This is a genomic window from Phenylobacterium sp., assembly GCF_013822795.1.
Lineage (GTDB): Bacteria > Pseudomonadota > Alphaproteobacteria > Caulobacterales > Caulobacteraceae > Phenylobacterium.
Genome location: NZ_PNLB01000021.1, coordinates 53,375 through 77,774, shown reverse-complemented (window position 1 = coordinate 77,774; position 24,400 = coordinate 53,375). Strand labels below are relative to the sequence as shown.

The following is a 24,400-nucleotide window of genomic DNA, read 5'->3' as shown; positions in this document are numbered from 1 at the left end:
GTCGGAATGAGCGCAGGCAAGGCGCAAGTCGCCATCATCATGGGCAGCCGGTCGGACTGGCCGACGATGAAGGCCGCGGCCGACAGTCTCGACGCGCTGGGCGTCGCCTACGAGGCCAAGGTGGTCTCCGCCCACCGCACGCCCGACCGGATGTACGAGTTCGCCAAGGGCGCCAAGGCCGCGGGCTTCAAGGTGATCATCGCCGGGGCCGGCGGCGCGGCCCACCTGCCGGGCATGACCGCCTCGCTGACCGAACTGCCGGTGTTGGGCGTGCCGGTGGAATCCAAGGCGCTGAAGGGCATGGATTCGCTGCTGTCGATCGTGCAGATGCCGGGCGGCATTCCGGTCGCCACCCTGGCGATTGGCGAGCCCGGCGCGAAGAACGCCGGCCTTCTTGCCGCCCAGATCCTGGCGCTCTCCGATGAGGCGCTGGCTCAACGCCTGGCTGACTTCCGCGCCCGCAACACCGCCGGCGTCGCTGAAACCGTCGAAGACTGAGAACTCACATGACCGCTTCTCCTCTGCCCCCCGGCTCGACGATCGGGATTCTCGGCGGAGGGCAGCTCGGCCGCATGCTGGCGCTGGCCGCTGGCCGTCTGGGCTTCGACGTCGCCATCCTGGACCCGGAGCCGAACGGCCCGGCCAGCCGCGTGGCGGCGCACACCATCGTCGGGGCCTATGACGATCCGGCCGCGCTGGCGGAGCTGGCCAAGCTGGCCGACGTGGTCACCTACGAGTTCGAGAACGTGCCGGCGCTCGCCGTTGAGCAACTGACCGCGCTCGGCGTGCTGGTCGCGCCCGGCGCCCGCGCCCTGGCCGTCGCCCAGGACCGGGTCGAGGAGAAGACTTTCCTCAATGGGGCGGGCGCGCCGACGGTCGCCTTCGTCGCCGCCGATAACGGCGAGGCCGCCCGCGAGGCGGTCGCCGCGCTCGGCGCCCCGGCGCTGATGAAGACCCGGCGGGAGGGTTACGACGGCAAGGGCCAGATGTGGGTCGAGCACGCCGCCGATGCGCCCGCGGCGTTCAAGAAGGTTGGCGGCAAGCCGGTGATCCTCGAAGCGCCGGCCGACTTCGTGCGCGAGCTGTCAGTGATCGCCGCTCGCGGCCGCGACGGCGAGATCGCTGTCTATCCGATGGCCGAGAACCACCACGAGAAGGGCGTGCTGCGCCGCTCGTTCGCACCGGCCGCGGTCAGCAAGGAGACTGCCGGCCAGGCCGAGCGCATCGCCGCCCAGGTGCTGACCGCGCTCGACTATGTCGGCGTCATCGGCATCGAGCTGTTCGAGCTGAAGGACGGCAAGCTGCTGGTCAACGAGATCGCCCCGCGGGTGCACAACACCGGCCACTGGACCATGGACGGCTGCGAGGTCGATCAGTTCGAACAGCACATCCGCGCCGTGGCCGGCTGGCCGTTGGGGCCCACCCACGCCCACGCCAAGGTCGAGATGCTGAACCTGCTGGGCAAGGAGGCCGACGGCTGGGCCAAGCTGGCCGGCGAGCCGGAGACCCGCGTGCATCTCTATGGCAAGCGGGACGCCAAGCCGGGCCGCAAGATGGGCCACGTGAACCGGCTGAAGCCGCTGTAGCGAGGAACAATTCCTCCCCTTTTGGGGGAGGTGGCTCGATGCGGAGCATCGAGACGGAGAGGGGCTGCTGACTCAGCAAGCCCCCTCAGTCAGCCATGCGGCTGACAGTTCCCCCAGAGGGGGAGCAATTTTGGGGTTACGCTTCGGCCGGGATCGCCGAGAGGGCTTCTTCCAGTTCCAGGAAGCTCGGCTGCGCGCCCGAGGGCACGCTGCCGCGGCCGATTTCGACCGAGATCTGCGCGGCGTTGCCGTGCAGGTGGGCGACCAGCACCGACTGGATGATCTTATAGAAGGAGCCTTCCTCCTCGATGATTTCCTTCAGCCGGGCCGCGAACGGACCGACCAGGCCGTAGGCCAGGAACACGCCGAGGAAGGTGCCGACCAGGGCGCCGCCGATCATGCCGCCCAGCACTTCCGGCGGCTCGGTGATCGAGCCCATGGTCTTGATGACCCCGAGAACGGCCGCGACGATGCCCAGGGCGGGCAGGGCGTCGGCCAAGTTCTGCAGCGCGCCGGCCGGGGCCAGAGCTTCGTGGTGGTGCTTCTCCAGCTGCTTTTCCATGGCGTCTTCGACCTGGTGCGGGTCTTCGAGGTTCATGGTCATCATCCGCAGGGTGTCGCAGATGAAGTCGATGGCGAAGTGGTCCTTCATGATCTTCGGGAAGCGCGCGAAGATCGTGCTCTCCTTCGGATTTTCGATGTGGCTTTCCAGGGCGATCACGCCCTTGGACTTCATCGTCTTGGTCAGCAGGAACAGCAGCGACAGCAGGTCGCGGTAGTCCGAGGCCTTCCACTTCGGGCCGGCGAACACCTTGCCGAAGCCGCCCAGCGACGCCTTGATCACCGGCACCGAGTTCGAGATCAGGAAGGCCGCGACGCCGGCGCCGCCGATAGCCATCATTTCATGGGGCAGGGCGTGCATGATCACGCCCATGTTGCCGCCCGAGATGATGTAGCTGCCGAACACCAGCGCAAAGAGCAGCACGATGCCGATAATCTGAAACATAGGAAGACGCCGTCCCCGCGGAATTCACGGCGGAGCATGGCGGTTAATGCTTAATGCCCGGTGTCCCTTGTGCGCTTTGAGGTTTGCGCATCCCGACGGCGCGGCTTAACAGCCCTTCCATGCCCAAGTCCGCCGAAGAGCAGGAAGGCCTGCCCAAGAAGACGTTCGCCATCATTTTCGGCGTGTCGCTGGTGACCGCCATGGGAAACACCGGGATGATCTCGGTGCTCCCGGCGATCGGACGATCGATCGGCATCCCCGATCCGATGGTGGCGGCGATCTTCTCGCTTTCGGCGTTGCTCTGGGCGTTCTCGTCGCCCTGGTGGGCGCGGGCCTCCGATCGCCACGGCCGCAAGCCGTTGATGCTGATCGGGCTCTCCGGCTTCATGTTCTCGATGATCGCCTGCGCCCTGGTGGTGATGGCCGGCCTGCACAAGCTGGCGGCGCCGATGGTGATCTTTGTCTGCTTCCTGTTCGCACGGGCGCTGTTCGGCCTCTTCGGCGCGGCGTCCAATCCGGCGACCCAGGCCTATGTGGCCGAACACACGCCCCCCGAAAAGCGCACCCAGTCGATGTCGAGCCTGGCCGGCGCGTTCGGTCTGGGCACGGTCATCGGGCCGTTCGTCGCGCCGCTGTTCGTGCTGCCGCTGATCGGCCTGTCGGGGCCCATGTTCGGGTTCGCCCTGCTGGCGGGCGTCATGCTCTTCGTGGTCTGGAGGTTCCTGCCGGAAAGCAAGCACATGCCGGTCGCGCCCGTGAAGGCCCAGGTCGCCAAGGACGCGACCGGCGGCGACGCGACCAAGGAAAAGCCGATGTGGCGTGATCCGCGGGTCACGCCGTTCCTGATCTATGGGTTCATCGTCGCGGTTTGCCAGACGGCCCAGGGCCAGACCCTCGGCTTCCTGATCATCGACAAGCTCCAACTGTCGCCGCTGCAGGCGCAGGGCTTCATCGCCATCGCCATGATGTTCGGCGCCATGGCCGGATTGCTTGCCCAGTGGGGCATCATCCGGATGTTCGAGATGACCCCGCGGCAGTTGCTGCGCTGGGGCGTGGCCGTCGCCGCGCTCGGCAACGTCATCGTCGCTTTCCAGCCCACTTACGGCGCGGTCGTGGCCGGATACGCGATTTCCAGCCTCGGCTTTGGTCTGGCGCGGCCGGGCTTTACGGCCGGTTCCTCGCTGGCGGTCGGCATGCACGAACAGGCGCGCGTCGCGGGGGCCATTGCGGCCGTGAACGGCGTCAACGTCGTGCTCGCCCCGTTCTTCGTCTGGCTCTACGAGCGGATCGCCCCGGCGCCGTTCATCCTCTGCGGGGGGCTGATGGTGCTGATGCTGATCTACGCCTTCCGGAACGAGCAGCTGCGCAACGCCCATCCGCAGCCGGCCACCCGCGCCGACGCGGCGATGGCGACCCTGGAAAAGAGCGACGAGGGCGGGGTCTAAGGATCCTCCCCTCTTGGGGGACTGAAGAGCCAAAGTCCCCCTCCGTCAGCTGCGCTGACAGCTCCCCCAGCAGGGGAGCATCTCGTCGTTCAGTTCGGCAGCGCGCCGGCTTCGACGTTGAGCCGCCGCACCATCTCCATGGACAGGTAGCCGTCGGCGATCAGGCCGCGCGACTTCTGCCAGGCGCGCAGCGCCGTGCGAGTGTTGACCCCGATCACGCCGTCCGGAGATCCCGGATTGAAGCCCAGCTTGGCCAGGGCGGTCTGCGCCCCGATGCGGTCGCTGATCGCCAGCGGCGTTTCCACCGGCCAGGGCTTCACCAGCGGCGCGCCCCCGGCGAAGGCGTCGGCCAGCAGCCCGATGCCCAGCGCGTAGGCCGTGGAGTTGTTGTACTTGCGGATCGCGAAGTGGTTCGGGAACAGCAGGAAGATCGGGCCGCTCGCGCCGGCCGGGGCCACCAGCATCGCCGGCGCCTGCTCGGCAGGCGTCCAAGGGCGAGCGTCGGCTGGTTTGACGCCCAGAGCCTCCCAGTAGGGCGGCGCCTCCTTGGGGCCCTCGGTCAGGCTGTAGTCGAAGCCGTCGGGCAGGGTGACCTCGCGGGCCCAGGCCTGGCCGCGCGTCCAGCCGCCCTTCGCCAACAGGTTGGCGGCCGAGGCCAGGGCGTCGTTGGGCGAGCCCCAGATGTCGCGGCGGCCGTCGCCGTCGGCGTCGACGGCGGTCGAGAGGTAGTTGGACGGCAGGAACTGGGTCTGGCCCATGGCCCCCGCCCAGGAGCCCTTGAGCTGGGCGCGGCTGTCCTCGCCTGACTGAATGATCTTCAGGGCCGCGATCAGCTCCCCCTCGGCCCAGGCGCGTCGGCGGCCGTGATAGGCCAGGCTGGCCATCGAGCGGACCACGTCGAAGTCACCCTGCACCGCGCCGAAGGCGCTCTCCATGGCCCAGACGGCGATGAGGATGTCGCGCGGCACGCCGAAGCGCTGCTCGATCGACGGCAAGAACGGCAGCTCGTTGCGGTAGCGCTGGCCGCGGGCGATGCGATCGGCGCTGATCACGCCCTTTACATAGTCGCCGATCGGCTTGGAGAACTCCGGCTGGGCGGAATCCAGGCTGATCACGCGCGGATTGGGGGTCAGGCCCGCCAGCTCTCGGTCGACCAGTGCGCCGGGCAGTCCGGCGGCGATCGCGCGGCCGCGGAAGTCGCTGCGCCAAGCGTCGAAGCCGGCGTCGCCTGACGTGGTCGGCGGGACCAGCGCGGCCGGCGCGGGCGTGGGCGCGGGGGGCGGCCCGGGCAGGGGCGTATGCGTCGGCGGCGGCGGGGTGGGACCGGCGCAGCCGGCGAGGAGCAAGACAAGAAACAGGCGACGGTCCATAAGGAGCAACCTAGCCGTGCCCCGGGCGAGCCTCAATCACAAGGCCGCGAGTGGGCCGCGACCATCTCGCCGCGGCTGCAGCGTTGACTCTTGGAGCCCCGGCCCGTATACGCGCCCGCTCTGTAGATAACCCCGCCGGACCCGGTCCGGAGCCTTGAGATAGGTCCATGAAGGTCAGAAGCTCGCTTAAGTCGCTCAAGACTCGCCACCGCGACTGCAAGCTCGTGCGTCGCAAGGGCGTGGTCTACGTCATCAACAAGACCGACCCCCGCTTCAAAGCCAAGCAAGGCTGAGGCGACGAGGATGGCTCCTAAGGCCGTCCTCTGGGACATCGGTAATGTGATCGTGCGATGGAATCCGCGCACGCTTTACCAAGAGATTTTCAAGGAACCGGCCGATTGCGACCGGTTCCTTTCTCATGTCTGCAACATGACATGGCATGTCGCCCACGACCTCGGGGTGACGTTCGCGGACAACCGCGCGCCGCTGCTCGAGCGGTTTCCTGAATATGCCGACGCCATCCACGCCTGGGAGACCCGGTGGTGGGACATGTTTTCAGGGCCGATCCCTGAGACCGAGGCGGCGATCGAGGCGTTACACGCCGCGGGCGTGCCGCAGTACGGCGTGACCAACATGTCGCACGAGACGTTTCCGGGGACCGTGGCCATGAGCCCGGCCTTCGCGCGCCTCGCCGATTATGTGGTTTCGGCCCATGTCGGCCTGCTGAAGCCGGATCCGGCGTTCTATGCGCGGGCCTGCGATCAATTCGGCCTAGCGCCGGCCGACGTGCTGTTCTTCGACGACTCGGCGGCCAACATCGCCAGCGCGCGCGAGTTCGGCTTCGACGTCCATCACTTCACCGACCCGGCCGACGTCCGCCCGGCCCTGGAGGCCCGCGGCCTCCTATAGCGGTCAGCGCAGGCCTCCGCCGCGTCCTCTTGCCAAATATACGAATATTAATTCACATTTGTATAAAGCGAGGCCGGCAGGGCCTCGGAGGCAATTGGGGAAGGCGATGAGCAGGATGTTTGCGGCGATGACGCTGGCCTTGATGGCGGCCGGTGGGGCTGGCGCGCAGGATCGTGTCGGGGTGCGCGGAACCTGGGGTGCGCCGGCCAATGCGCCGGGCGCCTTCCACAACATGGAGGAGCTGTTCCCCTCGCGGCGGATCGCGCCGGCCGCGACGCCCATGGCGCTCAAGGAGCCGACCGGGCCGCTGGCCTTCACCTATACCTACCAGGGCAAGACCAAGACCCTGGAGGACTTCGCCGCCGCCACTCGCACCAGCGGCCTGCTGGTCCTGCACGGCGACCAGATCCTGCACGAGCGCTATTATATGGGCGCCTCGCCCGACAGTCGGTTCGTCTCGTTCTCGGTCGGTAAGTCGTTCGTCTCGACCCTGATCGGCATCGCCCTGGCCGAGGGCAAGATCCGCAGTCTCGACGACCGCATGATCGACTACCTGCCCGACCTCAAGGGCGGGGCCTATGAGAAGACCACCATCAAGGACGTGCTGGAGATGTCGTCGGGCACCGAGTTCGACGAGGAGTACACGAGCGCCAAGTCGGGGATCGCCGGGTTCCTGGGCCGGTTCGACGCCAACCAGGGCGGGCTCTACGACTACTCACGCCAGTTCAAGTCGGCCCATGCGCCGGGCGCCAAGTTCAACTACGCCAGCGCCGACACCGAGATCCTCGGCGCGCTGCTGACCAAGGCCACCGGCGCGCGGCCCGCGGACTACATGACCGACAAGCTCTGGAAGCCGATGGGCGCGGAGGCCGAAGCCCGCTGGATCCTCGACCAGCCCGGCGACGCCGGGCGCGAGGTCGCCGCCGGGGGGCTGCTGATCCGGCTGCGCGACTACGCCCGTTTCGGCTATCTCGCCGCCCATGATGGCGCGGTCGGCGGCCGCCAGGTGCTGCCCAAGGGCTGGATCGCGCTGGCCACCCAGCCGCAGCGCGCGCAGGTGCAGTACGGCAAGCTGGGCGACGGGCCACTGGGTTATGGCTACCAGTGGTGGCTGATCCCAGGCCAGGACCGCGCCTTCACGGGCGAGGGCATCTACGGCCAGTTCCTGATGGTCAATCCGGAGCTCGACCTAGTGGTGGTGAAGACCAGCGCCTGGACCGCGGCCTGGGACGATCCGATGGCGCTGGAGACCTTCGCCATGTTCGACGCGCTCAGCGCCAGCATGCGGGCTCAGTCCCAGACGCAGTGAGCGGCGGCGTGCTAGGAGAGGGGCGATGAGCACGACTCTCACCCCTCGCAAGCTGCCCACCCAGGCGCGGGCCAAGGCCAAGATCCAGCAGGTGCTGGACGCCACCCAGGCGATCCTCAACCGCGACGGGCCGGCGGCCTTGACCACCCCGGCGATCGCCGCGGAGTCGGGGGTCTCGGTCGGCTCGATCTATCAGTACTTCCCGAACAAGGAGACGATCGTCCTGGCGCTCTACGAGGCCCGTCTCGCCGAGATTCGGAATGTCGCCGCCGGGGCGCAGGACGACGGCGAAGCCGACTGGCGGACCTTCTTCCGCAAGTGGATCTCGGCCATCAAGGCGCGCGAGGAGGCGGTCGGTTACGGCCTCTCGATGAGCGCGGCCTTTGATCACTTCCCGAAGCTGGCCGAGGTCGAGCCGGTCCACGCCGAGCAGATGGCCGAGCGCGTGGTCGCCCAGCTCAAGCGGTTCGGCTCGACCTGGCCGGACGAGGCGCTCTTCGACCTGGCGATCTACGCCTACTATTTGGACTCCACGACCTGGCGGTACTGGACGGTGGCGCAAGCCCGCCTGCCGCAGGGCGTCGAGCGGCTGGTCGAGACGGTGATCGCGCTGCTGGCCCCGGCGCTGGAGGGCGGAACGCCGCCGCCGCCACCCTATGCCTCGAGGCGTCTCAACCGTTCCTGACGAACTCCAGGAACTCCTGGCGGGTGCGGGGGTCGTCGCGGATCACCCCGGTCAGGCTGCTGGTGGTCAGGCGCGAGCCAGGGGTGTTCACCCCGCGCATGGTCATGCAGCTGTGTTCGGAGACAATCACCACACCGACCCCCTTGGGCTGCAGGATGTCGTGGATCGCGCCGGCGATCTCCGAGGTCAGCTTCTCCTGGATCTGCAGGCGCCGGGCGAAGCCCTGCACCACCCGCGCCAGCTTGGAGATCCCGACGACCCGGTCGGACGGCAGGTAGCCGACATGCGCCTTGCCCAGGAACGGCAGCATGTGGTGCTCGCAGAAGCTGACCACCCGAATGTCGCGCAGCACCACCAGTTCGTCATAGCCGGCGACCTCCTCGAAGGTGCGCTCCAGGTACTCGCGCGGGTCGCTCTCGTAGCCGGCGAACAGCTCCTCATAGGCGCGGATCACGCGGCCAGGAGTGTCGAGCAGGCCCTCGCGGTCGGGATCGTCGCCGGCCCATTCGATCAGGGTGCGGACCGCGGCCTCGGCCTCGCTGCGGCTCGGACGGGTGCGTGAATGGGCCATGGCGATAACTCCGCGTCGATCCGTCTCAACGGTCGGCCAAGGCGAAGGTTCAGCAGGGCGGATGACAGGGGCCGGTCTCGCCGCTAGTTTCCGCCGCCTTTCCGCAATCCTCGAGCTGTGAGACGCTTAAGCCTATGTCCGACGACAATTCCCACGGCGACATCCTGAACCAGGCCGCCCAGGGCCAGCTCAAGAGCATCATCGAGCGCATCGAGCGCCTCGAGCAGGAGAAGACCGAGATCGCCGAGCAGATCAAAGAGGTCTTCGCCGAGGCCAAGGGCAACGGCTTCGACGTCAAGGTGCTGCGCAAGGTGGTCCGCATCCGCAAGCAGGACCGCGCCAAGCGGCTGGAGGAAGAGGCGATCCTCGACCTCTACCTTTCCGCCATCGGAGAGATTTGAAGCGGTCCCCGCCAGATCGGAAGGCGCAGGCCAAGCGGGCTGCGCTCAGCGCCCTCAAGCGCGTTCGCCGCCAGGCCGAACGCGCGGAGGTCGAGCTTTCCGACTGGGAGGGGGAGTTCCTCGGCTCGGTCGAGGACCGCGTGAAGACCTACGGCCGCGCCTTCGGAGACCCCGAAAAGGGCGGCGCGGGCGAGGCGCTCTCGGTCATGCAGACCGTGAAGCTGAAAGAGATCGCCGCCAAGGCGAAGGGCGAGAAGAAGCCCTTCCGGCGGCGACCCAAACCGTACTCGGAAGACTAGTTCCTTAGTTGCTCCCCTTCTGGGGGAGCTGTCAGCCGAATGGCTGACGGAGGGGGATTGCTGCCTCAGCAGGCCCCCTCCGTCGCGCTTCGCGCGCCACCTCCCCCAAGGGGGGAGGAATGGAGCCGCCCTTAAGCCACCGCGCTCGCGTCGTCCTCGCCGCTCGCGCCTTTGACGGCGTCTTCCAGGCCCTGTTCGCGGACCTTGCGATAGAGGGTCGAGCGGCCGATGCCGAGGCGGCGGGCCACCTCGCTCATGTGGCCGGCATAGATCTCGATGGCCAGCGCGATCAGGTCGCGCTCGATTTCTTCCAGCGTCCGCAGGTGGCCGCGGTGGTCGAGGATGCGCACCGGCGCGTCGGCCGGCATCTCGGCGACCAGCTGTTCGGCGGTCGGCAGGCTGACCGGCCGCTGGCTGGCGACCGGTTCGATCGCCTCCGGCGGCGGGGCCGCGACGCCCGAAATCGCCGGGAAGTCGAACGGCTGCAGATAGGGGGCGTCGGCCAGCACGATGGCGCGATAGACCGCGTTCTCCAGCTGGCGCACGTTGCCGGGCCAGTCGTAGCCGGTCAGGAACGCCAGGGTCTCCGTCGAGGCGCCGACCACGGTCTTGCCCTCCTCGACATTGAAGCGGCGGATGAAGTGGTCGACCAGGGCCGGGATGTCTTCGCGCCGCTCACGCAGGGCCGGGGCCTCGATCGGGAAGACGTTGAGGCGGTAGAACAGGTCCTCGCGGAACAGCCCTTCCTTTACGGCCTGGGCCGGATCGCGATTGGTCGCCGAGACGATCCGCACGTCGACCTTGATCGAACGCTTGGAGCCGATCGGGTCGATCTCGCTCTCCTGCAGGGCGCGCAGCAGTTTGACCTGCATGTCCAGCGGCAGTTCGCCGACCTCGTCGAGGAACAGGGTGCCGCCGTTGGCCTCCTGGAACTTTCCCAGGTGCTTGTCGGTGGCGCCGGTGAAGCTGCCCTTTTCGTGGCCGAACAGGATGCTCTCGACCAGGTTTTCGGGCAGGGCGCCGCAGTTGACCGCCACGAACGGCTTGCCGGCGCGCTCGGACGAGCCGTGCACCGCGCGCGCGATCACTTCCTTGCCGACCCCGCTCTCGCCGGTGATCAGGATCGGGATCGACGACTTCGCCGCCCGCTCGCCCATGCGCTTGACCATGGTCATGGCCGGCGAGTCGCCGACCATGTCGGCGAAGCTGGTGCGCCCGGTGGCGTGCTTCTTCAGCCGGTCGACCTCGCCCTTCAGCGCGCCCATCGACAGCGCGTTGCGGATCGAGACGATGATCCGCTCGGGGCTCGCCGGCTTGATGAAGAAGTCGCTGGCTCCGGCCTGCATGGCCTGGACCACGGTGTCGATGCCGCCGGTGGCGGTCAGCACGATCACCGGCTGGGCGAAGTTGCGCGCGCGCATCTCCTTCAGCGTGTCCTGGCCGCTCATGCCGGGCATGACGAGATCGAGCAGGACGATGTCGGTCGAGGCGCCCGATTGCAGGCGCGCGATCGCCGCGTCGCCATTCTCGGCGTGAGCCACCGCGAAGCCTTCGCGTTCCAGCACGGCCTGGATGAGCCGGCGTTGCGTCGGGTCGTCATCGACGACGAGGACCGTCTTGGTCATTTGAAACACCCACACCTGGAATCGGACGCTCGTTTCGCCGATGGCTTGGTCGAACGAGGCTCTTGTTGGTCCGGATTGATACATGGGCGGGGTAAAGGCCGGGTTTCGGAGTCCTGAGTCGGGGGTTAACGCGCGGCGACCCGGTCTCTACCTCGTCACTTCCGAATACCCACGTTCTGTGTTCAGCTTCTTCAGGCGCTCGTCTGACGCGTACTCGTGAAGGGTAGGGAGTGGGCTGAGTTGAACCTGCGGCGCTTCCTGAACGAACTGAAGACCCGCAACGTCGTGCGCGTGGCCGGCGTCTACACAGTCACCGCCTGGGGTGTATTCCAGGTCGCCAAGACGGTCTTCGATACGTTTGAGATGCCTAAGTGGCTGCCGGTCATCACGCTGATGCTGTTGGCCATCGGTCTGCCGCTGACCCTGCTGCTGACCTGGGCGTTCGAGCTGGCGCCGGACGGAACCATCCGCCGCACCCGCGTGGTCGGCGACGACGCACCCAAGCGCATGAACTGGATGGACTGGACCGCGCTGGCCGCGATCGGGGCCGGCGTGGTGATCTTCGTCGCCAGCGCCGTCGGGCTGGCCGGGTCGCTGCGCGGCGATGCGCCCAGCCTGACCGCCGCGCCCAGCAAGTCGGTGGCGGTGTTGCCGTTCGCCAATTTCAGCGCGGCCAAGGATTCCGAGTATTTCGCTGATGGCCTGACCGAAGAGGTCACCAACAGCCTGGCGCAGGTGCCCGACCTGAAGGTCGCCGGCCGCACCTCGGCCTTCTACTTCAAGGGCAAGAACGAGGACATCCGCGAGATCGGCAAGAAGCTCAATGTCGCCCACGTGGTCGAGGGCAGCGTGCGGCGGTCCGGCGACCGCCTGCGGGTCACCTGTCAGCTGGTCAGCGTCAAGAACGGCTTCCACCTGTGGTCCGAGACCTACGACCGGCCGATGAACGACGCCTTCGCGATCCAGAGCGAGATCGCCGACGGCGTGGCCAGCGCGCTGAAGGTCGAGTTGCGCGCCGGCGGCGGGCAGGTGGTCGCTCGGCAAGCGCAGCGCGATCCGGAAGCCTACCGCCTGGAGGTGGTCGCCAAGGGGCAACTGCGTCGCCGCGGCAAGGACCACGTGATGGCCGCGCAGGCGATCTATCGGCGGCTGATCGACATGGAGCCGGGCAACGCCGACGTTCGCGCCGCCTACGCCTACACCACCGCCTACCTGGCCCAGAACCATCTGGAAGGCGACTTCATGCCGGCCGTGCGCAGCGCCGAGGAGCAGATATCCAAGGCGCTGGAGATCGATCCGCAATCGTCCGCCGCCTATGTCGCCAAGGGCATGGTCGCGGCGATCCGCTTCGTCCGAGAGGGCTCGGCCCAGGCCGAGGTCGACGCCGAAGCCGCCTACAAGCGCGCCGTCGACCTGGCGCCGCGCGACCCGGAGGCGCTCAGTCTCTATGGCGACTATCTGGCCGCCCGCCGGCCGAAGGAGGCGGTGACCTATCTGCGCCGGGCGCTGGAGATCGACCCCCTCGACCGCATCGCCAACAACGCCCTGGCTGGTTCGCTGGCGGCCACGGGCCATTTGGACGAGGCCGAGCAGCGCCTGCGGGCCAATATCGAGTTGTTCCCCGAGTTCGTCGACGCCAAGGAACAGCTCGGCGAGGTGCTGATCGAGCAGGGACGCCTGGACCAGGCGGTGGTCTGGTACCGGATGGCCGCCGAGCCGCAGACCGATCCGGCCTCGTCGATCCAGCTCGCCAACCTCTATTACAATCTCGGCCTGCCGGCGGAAGCCGACCGCGCGTTGACCCCGTGGACCGATCATCCGGTGGTCGGGCCGGTAGCCCAGGCCGTGCGCCTGATCATCGCCAGCGACTTCAACGGGCTGGCCACTCTGTCGCGGACCAAGCTGGCCGAGCCCGAGGCCGATCCGCTGTGGCACAGCGGGCTGGCGCTCGCCTCCTCGCAACTCGGCCAGTACGATCAGGCGCGGGCTGAGTGGCTGGTGATGTCGCCTGAGTTGTTCGCGCCCTCGCCCAAGGTCTCCACGCGCCTAGCCAACGAGGCGGTCGACGCGGCCTACGTGATCGACCGGACCGGCGACAGGGGCCAGGCCCGGCGCATCCTGCTGGCGATGCTGGCCGCCACCGAACCCAAGCCAGGTCTGCGCCAGCCGAACGGGCGGCGGATTGCGCGGGTGAAGGCCTATGTGATGCTGGAGGACCGCGACCGCGCCCTGGCCGAACTGAGGGCCGCCATCGATAGCGGCTACCGAACGCTCTACGATCTCGACCTGTTCACCCGACTGGACGCCTATCCGATGATGGCGCCGATCCGCGGCGATCCACGCTTCCGGGCGATGATCCGCGAGGTCGAGGCCGACAACCGAGATATGCGGGCGGCTTTGCAATCCAGCGCCCCGCCGGCCGGACCGCCGCCGCGGCGTTCGTGACCCTCAGGTACGGATGCGCTCCAGCAGGGCGCGCAGGGTGGCGAGTTCGTCCGCGCTGAAGCCTTCGGTCAGGTCGCGGTCGTGCGCGCGCACCAGCTTCACGATCTGCGGCATCCGCGAGCGGCCATGGTCTGTCAGATGTAGGGCCTGTGCGCGGCCGTCGCCCGGCGCTGGCCGGCGCTCGATCAGGTCCTGTGCGGCCAGGGCGTCGACGATCGCTAGGGCGCCGGAACGGGCGATGCCCATGATCGCGGCCAGTTCGGTCTGCTTGAGCCCCGGATTGGCGTCGATCAGCACCAGGGCCGAGAACCGCTGGGTGGTGATCCCTTCCGCGCCCAGCCGCGCGTCGAAGGCCTCGGTCATGCGGATCTGCGCACGGCGCAGGGCGTAGCCGGCCAGTTCATCCAGCACGCCGTAGTCAACCCCCGGTCGCTGCGGCTCGAACCGTTCGCTCATCGCATCGCCTCCACGCCCCCGCGTTCATCGCCGTTCGCGACGGCCCATTGAAGTCCAAATCTAGATTGTTATGGTGCATAACAATATGCGCGGGCGGAACGCGCGCGCCAGGGAGGCGACGATGAAAGCGATCATTGCCGGCGCCGGCATCGGCGGTCTGGCCGCCGCCCTGGCGCTCCACGCCGATGGGCATGACGTCACCGTCCTCGAGGCTGTCGCCGAGGTTCTGCCGCTGGGTGTCGGCATCAATCTTCTGCCTCACGCCGGCGAAGTGCTCGCCGAACTCGGCTTGATGGACGCGCTGGCGGCCCAGGCGGTGGCGACGCGCGAACTGGTCTATTTCAATCGCCTCGGCCAGCGCATCTGGGGCGAGCCTCGCGGCCGCTTCGCCGGCCATGCGACGCCACAGCTCTCGCTGCCGCGCGGCGTTCTGCAGTCGGTTCTATTGGAAGCCGCGCGTGAGCGCCTGGGACCAGAGCGGGTCATCTGTGACCGGCGACTGGCGCGCTTCACCCAGAACGGCGCGGCGACATTCGTCTCGGCCGCGGGCGAGGAGTTCACCACGCAGGGCGACGTGCTGATCGCCGCCGACGGCATCCATTCAGCCGCGCGCGCGGCGCTCTTTCCGGGCGAAGGGCCGCCAGTCTATTCGGGCCGTACGCTTTGGCGCGCTACGACCCTGGTGGAGCCGTTCCTGACCGGCGCGACCATGATCATGGCCGGCTGGCAGGATCAGAAGTTCGTCGCCTATCCGATCAGCCCGGTACAGGCCGACGGCCGCCAGCTGATCAACTGGATCGCCGAGCTCAGCCTGCCCGAGCGTCTGCGCCGCGAGGACTGGAACCGCCGCGGCGCGCTGGAGGATTTCCTGCCGCGCTTCGCGGACTGGCGCTTCGACTGGCTGGACGTGCCCGGCCTGATCACCGGCGCGCAGACGGTCTACGAGTATCCGATGGTCGACCGCGATCCGCTGCCGCGCTGGACGCACGGCGCGGTCACTCTGCTCGGCGACGCCGCCCATCCGATGTATCCGATCGGCTCGAACGGGGCGAGCCAGGCGATCCTCGACGCCCGCGCCCTGGCTCGGGCGCTGGCCGCCGCGCCCGACGCTGCGAGCGGCTTGGCCGCCTACGAGCAGGCGCGCCTGGCCCCGACCGCCGCCATCGTGGTCGCCAATCGCGGCAATGGCCCTGAGCAGTGCATGCAGCTGGCCCACGAGCGCGCGCCGCAGGGCTTCGACCGCGTCGAGGACGTGTTCGAGACCGGTGAGCTGGAGACCATCGCCGCCCGCTACAAGGTGCTGACCGGACTGCGCCCGAAGGAGACGCAAGCATGACGCCGGAACTTTCGCCGTTGATGACGCTGGAGGTGCTGGTCGGGTCGCCGGTGTCGGTCGACGCCGCGCCGCACGGCCGGCGCTTCATCCCGATCATCGGTGGGATCATCACAGGCGGGCTGGATGGCGTGGTGTTGCCGGGCGGCGGCGACTGGCAGACCCTGTGGCCGGACGGGCGCATGGACATCGCCGCCCACTACGTCCTCGACATCGCCGGGCAGGGGACCGTCGAGGTCCGCTCGGAGGGCCTGCGCCACGGCCCGCCGGAAGTGCTGGCGGCGCTGGCGCGGGGCGAGGCTGTGGATCCGACCAGCTACTACTTCCGCACTGCTGTGCGGCTGCGCACCGCCGCGCCCGGATTGGAGCGGCTGAACCGACTGCTGGCGCTGGCGGTCGGCGAGCGGGCCGCCGACCGGGTGCGGCTGCGCGTCTACGAAATCGGATAGGGGACAGGAAGATGGGTAAGCGTTTCGTGACTTCCGACGGCGTCGGGATCGTCTGGCACGAATGGGGCGTGGAACTTCCGGGGCCGCCGGTGGTGCTGCATCACGGCTTCGGGGCCAACGCCAAGCTCAACTGGCTGGGGGCCGGCGTCATCGCCGCCCTGACCGCGGCCGGGCGCCGGGTGATCGCCATCGATGCGCGCGGCCACGGCGAGTCCGATAAGCCGCATGATCCGGCCTTCTATGGCGAGGACCGGATGGCGCGCGACGTCTCCGAACTGATCGACGACCTCGGCTTTTCCGAGTTCGACCTCGTCGGCTACTCGATGGGCGCCATCGTCTCGCTGATCGCCGGAACGCGCGAACCGCGCATCCGCCGGCTGGTCATCGGCGGGGTCGGCGACGGCATCCTGGCGCAGGGCGGGGTCGACACCCGCGTGGTCGATAACCAGGACATCGTCAAAGCCTTGCTGGCCGACGATCCGGCCGACATCCCACCGTCGGCCCGCGGCTTCCGCCAACTGGCCGACGCCACCGGGGCCGACCGCAAGGCGTTGGCGGCCCAGGCCCAAGTGGTCCACGCCAGCCGCATCCCGCTAGAGGACATCAAGGCGCAGACCCTGGTGCTGGCCGGCGATAACGACCCGCTGGCCGCACGGCCCGAGCGCTTGGCCGCCGCGATCTCCGGCGCGCAGGTGCGGATCGCGCCCGGCGACCACCGGAGCGTCGTGGCCGCGCCGCAGTTCGCCGCCGCCCTGGTGGAGTTCCTCGCCTAGCCGTTTTCGAATGGCTGGGGTTCGGATTTGCGTAGTTGCACGATCGGCCGCCAAGCTCGACCTTGGCGGCCTGGTCCACCGGAGCCACGCGCCATGTTCGTCGGCCACTACGCCGCCTCCCTCGCCGCCAAGGCCATCGAGCCGCGCGCCCCGCTGTGGACCTACGTGATCGCCGCCCAGGCCATCGACATCGGCTGGGGCGCGCTGGTCATGGCCGGCGTCGAGAAGGTGCGCATCGATCCCAGCCTGCCGGGCAGCGCCCTCGACCTCTACCACATGCCCTTCACCCACAGCCTGCCTGCGGTGGTGCTGTGGTCGCTGGCCGGTCTGCTGCTGGCGCGCGCCGCAAAGCTGCCCTGGGGCGCGGCGATCGCCATCGCCCTCGTGGTCTTCTCGCACTGGCTGACCGACCTGCTGGTGCACCGGCCCGACCTCGAACTCTGGTTCGGCGGGACCAAGGTCGGCTTCGGCCTTTGGAACTATCCTGTCCCCGAGCAGGCGGTCGAGATCGGCCTGCTGGGCCTCGGCGCGGCGGCCTGGGCCTTCGTGCGCGGCCGCCAGGGCCGCACGCTGTGGCCGGTGCTGTTTTTCGTGACCATTCTGCTGGCCGTGCAGATCATCGCCATGGTCATGCCGGGCGGCGGCGACGCGGCCGGATTGGGCGGCACGGCGCTGGCCGTCTACCTGGTCGTTGGGCTAATCGCCTTCGCGCTGGATCGGCCGAGCAAGCTGACCTAGCGGCGCCCTTGCCCCTCGAAATCATCGGCGCATAGTCCCGCTAACGGCCGCGTGATGACGGCTGCTGGGAGGCGACCTATGAAAAGCTTGAAGCTGGCGGCGGTTCTCGCCGTGGCGGCGGTCTTGGCCGCATGCAGTCAGAAGGCCGAGACGGCGAAGTCGGGCAATGTCGACGGCGATCGGATCGCCGCGGCGGCCGGCAACGGCGAGTGGCTGTCCTACGGCCGGACCTATGACGAGCAGCGCCACAGCCCGCTCGACAAGATCAACGCCAGCAACGTCGGCCAGCTGGGCCTGGCCTGGATGTACGAGTTCGACACCGATCGCGGCCAGGAGGCGACGCCGATCGTCGTCGACGGCACGCTCTACACCACCACCTCCTGGTCCAAGGTCTTTGCGTTCGACGCCAAGACCGGGGCGCTGAAGTGGTCGTTCGATCCCAAGGTCGATGGCAAGAAGGGCTTCGACGCCTGCTGCGACGTGGTCAACCGCGGCGTCGCGGTCTGGAAGGGCAGGGTCTATGTCGGCGCGCTCGACGGGCGGCTGATCGCCCTCGATGCGGCGACCGGCAAGCAGGTCTGGTCGGTGCAGACCACCGATACCTCGCGTCCCTATACGATCACCGGCGCGCCGCGAGTCATCAAGGACAAGGTGCTGATCGGCAACGGCGGCGGCGAGTACGGCGTGCGCGGCTACCTGTCGGCCTACGACGTCAAAGACGGCAAGCTGGTCTGGCGCTTCTTCACGACGCCCAATCCCAATGGTCAGCCGGACAACGCCGCCTCCGACAAGGTCATGAAGGAGAAGGGCGCGGCCACCTGGTTCGGCGAGGGCTGGAAGGCCACTGGCGGCGGCGGCACCGTCTGGGACGCCATGGCCTATGATCCGGAACTCGACATCCTCTATGCAGGGGTCGGGAACGGCTCGCCCTGGAACCATGTGAAGCGCTCGGACGGCAAGGGCGACAACCTTTTCCTGTCTTCGATCCTGGCGCTGAAGCCTGACACCGGCGAGTACGTCTGGCACTACCAGACCACGCCGGGCGAGAGCTGGGACTACACCGCCACCCAGCACATCATCCTGGCTGACATGAATGTGGGAGGTACGCCGCGAAAGGTGCTGATGCAGGCGCCGAAGAACGGCTTCTTCTACGTCCTTGACCGCACCAACGGCCAGCTGATCTCGGCCAAGCCCTACGTGCCGATCACCTGGGCCAAGGGCGTGGATCCGGCCACCGGCCGCCCGATCGAGAACCCCGGCGTGCGCTACGAGAACGCGCCTTCGCTGCAGGTGCCCGCGCCGTTCGGCGCCCACAACTGGCACCCGATGGCCTTCAATCCCAAGGAAAACCTGGTCTACATCCCGGCTCAGGTGATCCCCTTCGCCTATACCCCGGACAAGGGCTACACCTATCGCGCCGGCGGCTGGAACGTCGGCACCGACTTTCTCGCCAACGCCCTGCCCACCGACAAGGCCCAGATCGCCGCCCTCAAGGCGATGGTGAAGGGCGAGCTGATCGCCTGGGACCCGGTGGCCCAGAAGGCGCGCTTCACGATCCAGCACCCCTATTTCTGGAACGCCGGCGTGCTGTCGACCGGCGGCGGCCTGATCTTCCAGGGCGCGGCCCAGGGCGAGTTCGCCGCCTACAGCGCCAGCGACGGCAAGAAGCTTTGGTCCTACCAGACCGACAACGGCGTCATCGCCGCGCCGATGACCTACGAGATTGACGGCGAACAGTACGTCGCCCAGATGGTCGGCTACGGCGGGGCCGGCGCGCTGTCGGCGCCCTTTGTCCTGCCCGACCGCCCGCGCCTGCCGGGCCGACTGATGGTCTTCAAGCTGGGCGGCAAGGCGACGGCGCCGGCCTATGTGCGGCCTGAAAAGTTCGAGATCGACCTGACGGGCGTGACCTCGACCGGCGACGCCAAGCGCGGCTTCGCCCTGTTCCACCAGAACTGCCAGGTCTGCCACGGCCCCAACGCCACCGGGACCTATCTGCCCGACCTGCGCCGCTCGCAGATGCTGCTGTCGTCCGATAGCTGGAAGTCGGTGCTGATCGACGGGGCGCTGGCCGAACGCGGCATGGCCAGCTTTAGCCGCTTCATCGACGCCAAGGGCGCGGAGGACCTGCGGGCCTACGTGCTGACCGAGGCCCGCGCCGTGCAGGCCGAGGCGAAGGCGGGTCCGGCCAAGGGCGGCCCGGCCCCGAAGAGCTAAGAGCCTGTCGCCGCCCATCCCGGTCTCGGTCGGGATGGGCGGTCGCCGCGCTGGCGACCGCGCCGCCGAGAGGCTATCTCTGAGCGCATGAACGCTCCTGTGAAATTGGACACCCTCCCCGAGTGGAACCTCGCTGACCTCTATGCGGGGCGCGAGGATCCGAAGATCGAGGCCGACCTCGCCGCGGCCAAGGCGGCCAACGATGAGCTGGTCAAGCTGAAGGGGCGCTTCACCGCCCTGCGCACCGATCCGTTGCGGTTGGGCGAGGTGCTCGACCACGGGATCGGCCTCTATGAGCAGGCGACCAACGGCCTCTGGGGCGTCGGCGCCTACGCGGCGCTGTCGGCGTCGGTGGCGCGCGACGACGCGGCCTGGGCCAAGTTCGAGGCCGATCTGCGGGCTCGCTCGTCGCAGATCGCCGCCGACAGCCTGTTCTTCACCCTTGAGCTCAACCAGCTCGAGGACAGCGAGATCGAGATGGCCTTCAAGGCCCATCCGCCCGCCGCCCGCTGGCGGCCGTGGATGCGCCGGGTGCGGCTGTCGCGTCCGCACGAGCTGACCGCCGACCTGGAGCGGCTGCTGATCGACCGGGGACCGGCGGTCGCCAACTGGACGCGGCTGTTCGACGAGACCCTGGCCCGACTGACCGCCAAGGTCGGACGCGAGAACCTGACCCTGTTCGAGGCGCTGAACCGACTGTCCGACCCGGACGGCGCGCGCCGCAAGCAGGCGGCCCAAGGCTTGGCCAAGGCGCTGGAGGAACGCACGCCGGTCCTGGCGCTGTCGATGAACACCCTGGCCTTCGAAAAGCAGGTCGAGGATCGTTGGCGCAAGTATCCGACCCCGGCCGCCTCCCGCCATCTCGCCAACGAGGTCGACGCGGACGCGGTCCAGGCGCTGGAGGACGCGGTGGTCGAGGCCTATCCCTCGGTCAGCCATCGCTACTATGCGCTGAAGGCCAAGGTCATGGGCCGCAAGACCCTCGACTACTGGGACCGCAACGCCCCGCTCGACACCGCCGCGCCGCGAACCTACGGCTGGGACGAGGCGCGCGGCATGGTGCTGGAGAGCTTCGCCGACCTGGCGCCGAAGTTCGCCGATACGGCCCAGACCTTCTTCACCCACCCATGGATCGACGCGCGGCCGCGCCCGGGCAAGCAGTCGGGCGCCTATTCGCACCCCGTGACCGCCGACCGGCACCCCTATGTGTTCATGAACTACATGGGCGAGCGTCGAGACGTTTTGACCCTGGCCCACGAGCTGGGCCACGCCGTGCACCAGACCCTCTGCGCGCCGTTGGGCACGCTGCTGGCCGACACCCCGCTGACCCTGGCCGAGACCGCCTCGATCTTCGGCGAAGGCCTGGTGTTCGAGCGGCTGCTGGCCGGCGCCTCCAAGCAGGAACGCCTGGGCCTGCTGGCCGGCAAGATCGAGGACGGCCTCAACACGGTGGTGCGCCAGATCGCGTTCCATCGCTTCGAGACCGGTTTCCACGCGATGCGCCAGGAGGGCGAGCTGGCGCCGGAAGACATCAGCGCCCTGTGGCTTGAGGTCATGGCCGAGAGCCTGGGTCCGGCGGTGAAGCTCAATCCCGGCTACGAGCACTACTGGGCCTATGTCAGCCACTTCGTGCACGCGCCGTTCTACGTCTACGCCTACGCCTTCGGCGACCTCTTGGTGCGTGCACTGATGGAGAAGCGCCGCGAGGATCCGAAGGCCTTCGCCCCGCTCTATGAAGACCTGCTCGCCGCGGGTGGAACCCGGACCTATGTCGAGGCGCTAAAGCCGTTCGGGCTGAACCCGCGCGAGAAAGCCTTCTGGGCCGCGGGCATGAGCCAGCTGGAGCGGTTGGTCGACGAGTTCGACGACCTGGTGTGAGGAAGCGGGCCATGGCCGAGGCGACGTCGAACCCTTGGCCCGCCCTCGACTACGCGAAGGACCGCGCGACCTTCGAGACCTTGCACTTGATGAGCCAGATCGCCGGCAAGGCGCGCACTGCCTGCGCGCCCTGGGTCAATCACGGCTGGCAGGTGGCGCTCTATGTCTCGCCACGCGGGCTCACCACCTCGCCGGTCCCCAACGCCGCCGGGCTGTTCGACCTGGAGTTCGATTTCGTCGAGCACCTGCTGCGCTGCCGAGCCAGCAACGGTTTTCTCGGCGAGATCCCACTCGCCGGCCAGAGCATCGCTCATGTCTATCGGGCCGTGGAGGAGATGCTCACGCGCACCGGCGCGCCTGTGCGCATTCATGGGGTTCCCAACGAGATTCCCGATCCGATCCCCTTTCTTCAAGACGCCGCGATCCGTGTCTACGACGCCGACGCGGCTTGGCGGCTGTGGCAGGCGATGATCCAGATCGAACGGGTGTTCCAGGAGTTCCGCACCGGCTACCTCGGCAAGGTCAGCCCGGTGCACCTGTTCTGGGGCTCTTTCGATCTAGCGGTGACGCGGTTCTCCGGCCGCACCGCCCCGCCGCATCCGGGCGGCGTTCCGCACCTGCCCGACAGCGTCACGCGCGAGGCCTACTCGCACGAGGTCTCCAGCGCCGGCTTTTGGCCCGGCGGCGGCCTGATCGAGTATCCCGCCTTCTACGCCTACGCCTATCCCGAGCCGAAAGGGTTCCGCGAGGCCAAGGTGCGGCCGATCCAAGCTGCGTTCCACGAGGGGCTGCGCGAGTTCGTCCTGCCCTACGAAGCCGTGCGGTCCGCGCCGGATCCCGACGCCGCCCTGGCCGAATTCCTGTTCTCGACCTACGTCGCGGCCGCCGACGCGGGAAGCTGGCCGCGCGCCGAACTGGAATGCGATTTCGGCGCGCCGGGCGTGCCGCGGACCTGCTAGGCGCGGCCCGTCTTCACTTCGCGCACGAAGGCGCCGAAGCCGGCGACGTAGCTCTTCAGCGCCGCTTCGATCGCAGGGTCGAGGATCGCGCCGGACTCGTCGAATACCTTGTGAGCTCGCGAGACCATCAGCCGGCCGCCGAACCAGGGCTGGGTTCCCAGGGTGCGCAGCACCGGCAGCCAGGCCTCCTGGCTGAGGATGGTGCCGAAGCCGCCGGGTGAGGCGCCGATGAAGGCCACCGGCTTGCCGCCGAACACTTTGGGAATGTCGCTCGCCGGCCGGGTCAGCCAGTCGATGGCGTTCTTGAACACGCCGGGGATCGAGTTGTTGTACTCGGGCGTCACCAGGAACAGGGCGTCTGCCGCAGCGATCTTGTCCTTCAGTTCCACGACACGGGTCGGCAGGCCTTCGGCCGCCTCGACGTCGCCGTCGTAGAGCGGCACGCCGCGGATGCTCTCGACCTCGATTTCCATGCCCGCCGGCGCAGCCCGCGCGGCCGCCCGCAGCAGATGGGCGTTGAACGAGCCGGAGCGGAGGCTTCCGGACAGTCCGACGATGCGGATCGGCTGGGTCATTGGACGGTTCCCTGCAGGAGTGCGTGAGCCGTTCGCTTATCCCCGATTTGCCGCGGCTTGACGACCGCTCGGCCGCGGTCAGATGCGGTCCGATTGATCGGTCGCATCTGACGGGGCTCCACGTGCCTTAGAGCAGGTCGCCGCCGGCCGCCGAGGCGGTGGTGCCGAACTGCTGATAGGCCTTGATCACATTGCGGCCCACCGTCCAGCGGTGCACCTCGTCCGGTCCGTCCACCAGGCGCTGGGAGCGGATGTGGGTGTACCAGCTGGCCAGCGGCGTATCCTGGCTGTAGCCGAGCGCGCCATGCAGCTGGATGGCGGTGTCGACCACCTTGTGCACCATGTGGGCGAGGAAGACTTTGGCGATGGAGTTCTCCTGCCGCAGGTCCATGCCGCGCTCGGCCTTGTAGGCGATGTGCAGCAGCATCAGGCGGGCCATGTAGAGTTCGCTGGCGCACTCGGCGAGCATGAACTGCACGGCCTGGCGCTCGGCCAGCGGCTTGCCGAACGTCGTGCGCTGGGTGACGTGGGCGGTGGCCATGTCGAGCGCGCGCTGGGCCATGGCGACGTTGTGCATGCCATGCCGTAGGCGGCCGTAGGCCAGCCGGTGCTGGCCCATGTTGAAGCCCTGGCCCTCGCCGCCGAGCAGGTTCTCGGCCGGGATCACCAGGTCCTTGATCTCGATCTCGGAGTGGCCGCCGCCCATGATGTGCGACAGCGGTCCCTCGACCGCCATGGTCTTGATGTCGCGCTTGATGACGTAGCCGGGATTGGGCAGCTCGACGATGAAAGTCGAGAACTGCTGGTGGCGCGGGGCGTCCGGGTCGGTGCGGGCCATGACCACGGCGAGGTCGGCGGCGCTGGCGGCCGACGAGAACCACTTCTCGCCGTTGAGCACGTAGTTTTCGTTGCCGTCCTTGACCGCGGTGGTGCGCATGCCGGTGGCGTCGGCGCCGGAGGCCTTTTCCGTCATCGAGTAGCAGACGCGCTTGTCGCCGTTCAGCAGCGGCTTGAGGAACTTCTCCTTCTGATGCTCGGTGCCGTGCGCCAGCAGGGTCAGCATGGTGGCGTCGTCGGGCCCCTGGCTGTTCATCGACAGCGCGCCGAGATGGCTGCGGCCCAGCTCCATCTGCACCAGGGCGTTGGCCAGCGGGCCCAGGCCCATACCGCCGTACTCCTTGGGGATGAAGGGCAGCCACAGACCCTGTGCGCGGGCCTTGGCGCGCAGCTCGGCCAGGACGGTCTTGAACGTCTCCTTGTCCTTCAGCCGCGCCTCGGCGGGGATGCATTCGGTCTCGACCCATTCGCGCACCCGAGCGCGTACGGCCTTTGCGTCTTCCGGAATCTCGAAATCGATCGCCACGGCGCCTA

The 24,400-nt window shown here is 68.3% G+C and carries 24 protein-coding genes; 17 read left to right on the top strand and 7 right to left on the bottom strand.

Features of this window, described 5'->3' with window-relative positions:
• Positions 1 to 6: 6 nt before the first annotated feature.
• Together purE and C0481_RS17945 are read left to right on the top strand one after the other, a co-directional pair.
• Positions 7 to 498 carry a 5-(carboxyamino)imidazole ribonucleotide mutase gene (gene purE / locus C0481_RS17950; protein WP_293406343.1) on the top strand — a complete coding sequence of 164 codons (492 nt, stop codon included), beginning with the start codon at positions 7 to 9 and terminating at the stop codon, positions 496 to 498.
• An 8-nt stretch (positions 499 to 506) separates the two neighbouring features.
• A complete protein-coding gene (locus tag C0481_RS17945) occupies positions 507 to 1,586 on the top strand; it encodes a 5-(carboxyamino)imidazole ribonucleotide synthase (RefSeq protein WP_293406341.1) in 1,080 nt (359 codons plus the stop codon).
• A 136-nt stretch (positions 1,587 to 1,722) separates the two neighbouring features.
• Here C0481_RS17945 and motA read toward each other — a convergent pair whose 3' ends face one another.
• Positions 1,723 to 2,592, bottom strand: coding sequence for a flagellar motor stator protein MotA (gene motA, locus C0481_RS17940; RefSeq protein ID WP_293406339.1), 870 nt, complete (start codon positions 2,590 to 2,592; stop codon positions 1,723 to 1,725).
• Positions 2,593 to 2,711: 119 nt separating this feature from the next.
• Between motA and C0481_RS17935 the strand changes: the two genes are divergently transcribed.
• A complete protein-coding gene (locus tag C0481_RS17935) occupies positions 2,712 to 4,037 on the top strand; it encodes an MFS transporter (protein ID WP_293406337.1) in 1,326 nt (441 codons plus the stop codon).
• An 89-nt stretch (positions 4,038 to 4,126) separates the two neighbouring features.
• On the opposite strand, the gene C0481_RS17930 is transcribed toward C0481_RS17935, so the two are convergent.
• On the bottom strand, positions 4,127 to 5,407 hold the full coding sequence (locus C0481_RS17930) for a lytic murein transglycosylase (protein WP_293406335.1): 1,281 nt from the start codon (positions 5,405 to 5,407) through the stop codon (positions 4,127 to 4,129).
• Between the two features lie 167 nt (positions 5,408 to 5,574).
• Here C0481_RS17930 and ykgO point away from each other — a divergent pair, with 167 nt between their 5' ends.
• The 4 genes from ykgO (at position 5,575) to C0481_RS17910 (ending at position 8,310) form a co-directional block, all read left to right on the top strand.
• Positions 5,575 to 5,700 carry a type B 50S ribosomal protein L36 gene (ykgO, locus tag C0481_RS17925; RefSeq protein WP_056023006.1) on the top strand — a complete coding sequence of 42 codons (126 nt, stop codon included), beginning with the start codon at positions 5,575 to 5,577 and terminating at the stop codon, positions 5,698 to 5,700.
• Between the two features lie 10 nt (positions 5,701 to 5,710).
• Positions 5,711 to 6,316, top strand: coding sequence for an HAD family phosphatase (locus C0481_RS17920; protein ID WP_293406333.1), 606 nt, complete (start codon positions 5,711 to 5,713; stop codon positions 6,314 to 6,316).
• A gap of 106 nt (positions 6,317 to 6,422) precedes the next feature.
• Entirely contained in the window at positions 6,423 to 7,625 is a 1,203-nt protein-coding gene (locus C0481_RS17915; RefSeq protein WP_293406331.1) for a serine hydrolase, read from the top strand.
• Positions 7,626 to 7,650: 25 nt separating this feature from the next.
• Positions 7,651 to 8,310 (top strand): TetR/AcrR family transcriptional regulator, encoded by a 660-nt coding sequence (locus tag C0481_RS17910; RefSeq protein ID WP_293406329.1) that lies wholly within the window; start codon positions 7,651 to 7,653, stop codon positions 8,308 to 8,310.
• On the opposite strand, the gene folE is transcribed toward C0481_RS17910, so the two are convergent.
• Positions 8,297 to 8,881, bottom strand: a complete 585-nt coding sequence (folE, locus tag C0481_RS17905) for a GTP cyclohydrolase I FolE (protein ID WP_293406327.1) — start codon at positions 8,879 to 8,881, stop codon at positions 8,297 to 8,299. The genes C0481_RS17910 and folE overlap by 14 nt on opposite strands.
• Positions 8,882 to 9,015: 134 nt before the next feature.
• Here folE and C0481_RS17900 point away from each other — a divergent pair, with 134 nt between their 5' ends.
• Positions 9,016 to 9,282, top strand: coding sequence for a DUF2312 domain-containing protein (locus tag C0481_RS17900; RefSeq protein ID WP_183776971.1), 267 nt, complete (start codon positions 9,016 to 9,018; stop codon positions 9,280 to 9,282).
• On the top strand, positions 9,279 to 9,581 hold the full coding sequence (locus C0481_RS17895; RefSeq protein ID WP_293406324.1) for a hypothetical protein: 303 nt from the start codon (positions 9,279 to 9,281) through the stop codon (positions 9,579 to 9,581). The genes C0481_RS17900 and C0481_RS17895 overlap by 4 nt, the downstream gene beginning before the upstream one ends.
• A 131-nt stretch (positions 9,582 to 9,712) precedes the next feature.
• Here the strand turns inward: C0481_RS17895 and C0481_RS17890 are convergent, their stop codons facing one another.
• The gene (locus tag C0481_RS17890; RefSeq protein WP_293406322.1) at positions 9,713 to 11,206 is read right to left on the bottom strand and encodes a sigma-54 dependent transcriptional regulator; all 1,494 of its coding nucleotides are present in this window, start codon (positions 11,204 to 11,206) and stop codon (positions 9,713 to 9,715) included.
• Positions 11,207 to 11,446: 240 nt separating this feature from the next.
• On the opposite strand from C0481_RS17890, the gene C0481_RS17885 reads away from it, so the two are divergent.
• A complete protein-coding gene (locus C0481_RS17885; RefSeq protein ID WP_293406320.1) occupies positions 11,447 to 13,651 on the top strand; it encodes a tetratricopeptide repeat protein in 2,205 nt (734 codons plus the stop codon).
• A 3-nt stretch (positions 13,652 to 13,654) separates the two neighbouring features.
• Here the strand turns inward: C0481_RS17885 and C0481_RS17880 are convergent, their stop codons facing one another.
• Entirely contained in the window at positions 13,655 to 14,107 is a 453-nt protein-coding gene (locus tag C0481_RS17880; protein WP_293406318.1) for a MarR family winged helix-turn-helix transcriptional regulator, read from the bottom strand.
• A 121-nt stretch (positions 14,108 to 14,228) separates the two neighbouring features.
• Here C0481_RS17880 and C0481_RS17875 point away from each other — a divergent pair, with 121 nt between their 5' ends.
• The 7 genes from C0481_RS17875 (at position 14,229) to C0481_RS17845 (ending at position 22,454) form a co-directional block, all read left to right on the top strand.
• Entirely contained in the window at positions 14,229 to 15,443 is a 1,215-nt protein-coding gene (locus C0481_RS17875) for a flavin-dependent oxidoreductase (protein ID WP_293406316.1), read from the top strand.
• Positions 15,440 to 15,889 carry a DUF3237 family protein gene (locus C0481_RS17870; RefSeq protein WP_293406314.1) on the top strand — a complete coding sequence of 150 codons (450 nt, stop codon included), beginning with the start codon at positions 15,440 to 15,442 and terminating at the stop codon, positions 15,887 to 15,889. Before C0481_RS17875 ends, C0481_RS17870 begins: the two co-directional genes overlap by 4 nt.
• 11 nt (positions 15,890 to 15,900) lie before the next feature.
• Positions 15,901 to 16,662: an alpha/beta fold hydrolase gene (locus C0481_RS17865; protein WP_293406312.1), complete on the top strand. Its 762-nt coding sequence runs from the start codon at positions 15,901 to 15,903 to the stop codon at positions 16,660 to 16,662.
• A gap of 93 nt (positions 16,663 to 16,755) precedes the next feature.
• Positions 16,756 to 17,400, top strand: coding sequence for a hypothetical protein (locus C0481_RS17860; protein WP_293406310.1), 645 nt, complete (start codon positions 16,756 to 16,758; stop codon positions 17,398 to 17,400).
• Between the two features lie 78 nt (positions 17,401 to 17,478).
• Complete coding sequence (locus C0481_RS17855; protein ID WP_293406308.1) at positions 17,479 to 19,617, top strand: PQQ-dependent dehydrogenase, methanol/ethanol family; 2,139 nt, start codon at positions 17,479 to 17,481, stop codon at positions 19,615 to 19,617.
• An 87-nt stretch (positions 19,618 to 19,704) separates the two neighbouring features.
• Positions 19,705 to 21,495: a M3 family oligoendopeptidase gene (locus C0481_RS17850; RefSeq protein ID WP_293406306.1), complete on the top strand. Its 1,791-nt coding sequence runs from the start codon at positions 19,705 to 19,707 to the stop codon at positions 21,493 to 21,495.
• 11 nt (positions 21,496 to 21,506) lie between these two features.
• Complete coding sequence (locus tag C0481_RS17845; protein ID WP_293406304.1) at positions 21,507 to 22,454, top strand: DUF5996 family protein; 948 nt, start codon at positions 21,507 to 21,509, stop codon at positions 22,452 to 22,454.
• Here the strand turns inward: C0481_RS17845 and C0481_RS17840 are convergent.
• Both C0481_RS17840 and C0481_RS17835 read right to left on the bottom strand, forming a co-directional pair.
• Positions 22,451 to 23,029 (bottom strand): NADPH-dependent FMN reductase, encoded by a 579-nt coding sequence (locus C0481_RS17840; protein ID WP_293406302.1) that lies wholly within the window; start codon positions 23,027 to 23,029, stop codon positions 22,451 to 22,453. The genes C0481_RS17845 and C0481_RS17840 overlap by 4 nt on opposite strands.
• A gap of 127 nt (positions 23,030 to 23,156) precedes the next feature.
• A complete protein-coding gene (locus tag C0481_RS17835; protein WP_293406300.1) occupies positions 23,157 to 24,392 on the bottom strand; it encodes an acyl-CoA dehydrogenase family protein in 1,236 nt (411 codons plus the stop codon).
• Positions 24,393 to 24,400 lie beyond the last annotated feature (8 nt).

What these genes read in the sequence shown, in the direction of transcription:
- purE (WP_293406343.1), top strand. Translation starts at nt 7, where the DNA reads ATGAGCGCAGGCAAGGCGCAAGTCGCCATCATCATGGGCAGCCGGTCG.
- C0481_RS17945 (WP_293406341.1), top strand. Translation starts at nt 507, where the DNA reads ATGACCGCTTCTCCTCTGCCCCCCGGCTCGACGATCGGGATTCTCGGC.
- motA (WP_293406339.1), bottom strand. Translation starts at nt 2,592, where the DNA reads ATGTTTCAGATTATCGGCATCGTGCTGCTCTTTGCGCTGGTGTTCGGC.
- C0481_RS17935 (WP_293406337.1), top strand. Translation starts at nt 2,712, where the DNA reads ATGCCCAAGTCCGCCGAAGAGCAGGAAGGCCTGCCCAAGAAGACGTTC.
- C0481_RS17930 (WP_293406335.1), bottom strand. Translation starts at nt 5,407, where the DNA reads ATGGACCGTCGCCTGTTTCTTGTCTTGCTCCTCGCCGGCTGCGCCGGT.
- ykgO (WP_056023006.1), top strand. Translation starts at nt 5,575, where the DNA reads ATGAAGGTCAGAAGCTCGCTTAAGTCGCTCAAGACTCGCCACCGCGAC.
- C0481_RS17920 (WP_293406333.1), top strand. Translation starts at nt 5,711, where the DNA reads ATGGCTCCTAAGGCCGTCCTCTGGGACATCGGTAATGTGATCGTGCGA.
- C0481_RS17915 (WP_293406331.1), top strand. Translation starts at nt 6,423, where the DNA reads ATGAGCAGGATGTTTGCGGCGATGACGCTGGCCTTGATGGCGGCCGGT.
- C0481_RS17910 (WP_293406329.1), top strand. Translation starts at nt 7,651, where the DNA reads ATGAGCACGACTCTCACCCCTCGCAAGCTGCCCACCCAGGCGCGGGCC.
- folE (WP_293406327.1), bottom strand. Translation starts at nt 8,881, where the DNA reads ATGGCCCATTCACGCACCCGTCCGAGCCGCAGCGAGGCCGAGGCCGCG.
- C0481_RS17900 (WP_183776971.1), top strand. Translation starts at nt 9,016, where the DNA reads ATGTCCGACGACAATTCCCACGGCGACATCCTGAACCAGGCCGCCCAG.
- C0481_RS17890 (WP_293406322.1), bottom strand. Translation starts at nt 11,206, where the DNA reads ATGACCAAGACGGTCCTCGTCGTCGATGACGACCCGACGCAACGCCGG.
- C0481_RS17880 (WP_293406318.1), bottom strand. Translation starts at nt 14,107, where the DNA reads ATGAGCGAACGGTTCGAGCCGCAGCGACCGGGGGTTGACTACGGCGTG.
- C0481_RS17875 (WP_293406316.1), top strand. Translation starts at nt 14,229, where the DNA reads ATGAAAGCGATCATTGCCGGCGCCGGCATCGGCGGTCTGGCCGCCGCC.
- C0481_RS17870 (WP_293406314.1), top strand. Translation starts at nt 15,440, where the DNA reads ATGACGCCGGAACTTTCGCCGTTGATGACGCTGGAGGTGCTGGTCGGG.
- C0481_RS17865 (WP_293406312.1), top strand. Translation starts at nt 15,901, where the DNA reads ATGGGTAAGCGTTTCGTGACTTCCGACGGCGTCGGGATCGTCTGGCAC.
- C0481_RS17860 (WP_293406310.1), top strand. Translation starts at nt 16,756, where the DNA reads ATGTTCGTCGGCCACTACGCCGCCTCCCTCGCCGCCAAGGCCATCGAG.
- C0481_RS17855 (WP_293406308.1), top strand. Translation starts at nt 17,479, where the DNA reads ATGAAAAGCTTGAAGCTGGCGGCGGTTCTCGCCGTGGCGGCGGTCTTG.
- C0481_RS17850 (WP_293406306.1), top strand. Translation starts at nt 19,705, where the DNA reads ATGAACGCTCCTGTGAAATTGGACACCCTCCCCGAGTGGAACCTCGCT.
- C0481_RS17845 (WP_293406304.1), top strand. Translation starts at nt 21,507, where the DNA reads ATGGCCGAGGCGACGTCGAACCCTTGGCCCGCCCTCGACTACGCGAAG.
- C0481_RS17840 (WP_293406302.1), bottom strand. Translation starts at nt 23,029, where the DNA reads ATGACCCAGCCGATCCGCATCGTCGGACTGTCCGGAAGCCTCCGCTCC.